A 1254-nucleotide genomic window follows, 5' to 3' on the forward strand; every position below is an offset into this window, starting at 1 on the left:
GACTCGTCCCAACCGTGGCCAAGCACGACGCCGCTGGTACCGAGTGCCTTGGCGGCCAGGGCGACGGCGTCGAGCAGCTCCCGCGCCGAGCGGACCCCGGCCAGGTGGAGGGAATCGGAAGCAATTCCGGTCTCCGTGAGGTGCATGTGGGAGTCTACGAAACCGGGCGCCAGCAAGGCTCCCCGGAGATCGATCACCTCCATCGATGAGTCGGCAATCGATGTTGCAGCCTGCTCAGAGCCAACCCAGGCAACAGTGTCACCGTCAACCAGCATTGCCGTCGCGAAGGGATCAGCGGCTGTGTAGACGGAGCCGTTCCGGTACATCGTGACCTTGCGGGGCCGGGTTTCGGCGGGCACGCCTGGATGAGTCATGGATATGCTCCTTGCTGGGAATCTGTGGTGTGTCAGGAGACGTTGGAGTAGGCGACGACGCCGCGCCGGACCAGATCGATCGCTTCGCGGCACATCTTGGTTTGGCGCCGTTCGAGCCTGGAATCTTCGCCATCTGGTCCAGCAGGTCGATGACCTGCTTCGCCCAGCGCACAAAGTCGCCTGCGGCGAGGTCGGTGCCGCTGAGGACCTCCTGGAGATGGCGGCCCTTCGCCCACTTGAAGATGGGCCAGACAAGTCCCAGCTCCGGTTCGGCGGTGAGCGGGAGCCTGTTCTTGTCCTCGACGTCCTCCAACGCAGACCACTCCCGGACCACGATGTCCACGGACGTTTCGAGGGATACGGACGGCATTTTGGGTCGCAGGCCGCGATCGTCGCGCTTGGCTTGGTAGACCATCGTGCTGGCCAGCGCAGCCAGTTCGGCGCCATCGAGGTCCTTGATGGCCCCTTGGCGGATGGATTGGGAGATCAGTAGGTCTTTTTCGCCGTAGATGCGGCGCAGGCGCTGGCCGTCCGCGCTGATGGTGACATGGCCGGCGTCGGACGTCTGGAGGTAACCGTAAACGGCGAGGACATCGCAGACCCGGTCAAATGTCTTCGCGATCGTATTGGTACGGCCCTGGATCTGCCGGATGAGCCCATCGGTTTCATGCCGCAGTTTCCACCAGCGTTCGGCCCAACGGGCATGGTCCTCACGCTCGCTGCAGCCGTGGCACGGATGGGCTCGCAGTGCCCGGCGAAGGTCTGCGATCTTCTTTTCCTGGTCCGGCATGTAGCGGGCGCGCCCGAAGTCCTCGCTCCGGTTCGTGCCGCGGGCCGGCGGACGCCCCTCCCGCACGGCATTCCGCATGGCGGATGCCAG

At 64.8% G+C, this 1254-nt stretch carries 1 protein-coding gene and 1 pseudogene; both read right to left on the reverse strand.

Translation table 11 applies throughout. The features are described from left to right. Positions 1 to 374: amidohydrolase family protein (locus AHiyo1_RS16110; protein ID WP_148667627.1), on the reverse strand; the 374-nt coding region annotated here is incomplete at its 3' end. A gap of 32 nt (positions 375 to 406) precedes the next feature. Beyond that, positions 407 to 1254 (reverse strand): annotated as a pseudogene (locus AHiyo1_RS16115) (DEAD/DEAH box helicase); the annotation flags it as partial.

The sequence above is a fragment of the Arthrobacter sp. Hiyo1 genome, from assembly GCF_001263615.2.
Taxonomy (GTDB): Bacteria; Actinomycetota; Actinomycetes; order Actinomycetales; family Micrococcaceae; genus Arthrobacter.